This is a genomic window from Ruminococcus callidus ATCC 27760, from assembly GCF_000468015.1.
GTDB lineage: Bacteria > Bacillota > Clostridia > Oscillospirales > Ruminococcaceae > Ruminococcus_C > Ruminococcus_C callidus.
On the sequence record NZ_KI260499.1, the window covers coordinates 1 to 437 of the forward strand.

The 437-nt window shown below is 45.5% G+C and carries 1 protein-coding gene; it reads right to left on the minus strand.

All coding sequences use genetic code 11. The features are described 5' to 3' along the window. Positions 1 to 437 (minus strand): hypothetical protein (locus tag RUMCAL_RS13785; RefSeq protein ID WP_021683628.1); only part of this gene is annotated, 437 nt, incomplete at both ends.

Genomic DNA, 437 nt, shown 5'->3' on the forward strand with positions numbered 1-437 from the left:
CTGGAACCCGACTGATAGGACATCACGATTTCCGCATTTTTCGTCAGGGACAATGGCTTTGCACAAACGGTCAAGACCGACTTATCCCAGTTAAAACACGTTTGCGAGTAGGACAACATGAAATCATTTTCTACACTGCAAAACTGCGGATAAGCAGTCAGGAAATCCGCCATTGTCTGATACCTGCCGTCCAGAATCATACTGAGATTTGATGCATAGGTCGAAATGGCATTCTGCCCGGACTGAAACAGGACGGTGTAATTTCTGCCGCTTGTCAGATTATCGATTTGCTTTTGCAGGCTCTCCAAAGTACGTTCTGTCTTTTCTGAATAGACTGTAACCTTTGTGCTAAGCCCATTGATTTGTGTGCCGAAACCATCCCATTGTGCGATTTTAGCGGCAGTGATCTGATCCAATGCGGATTGATTTTCGTGGGT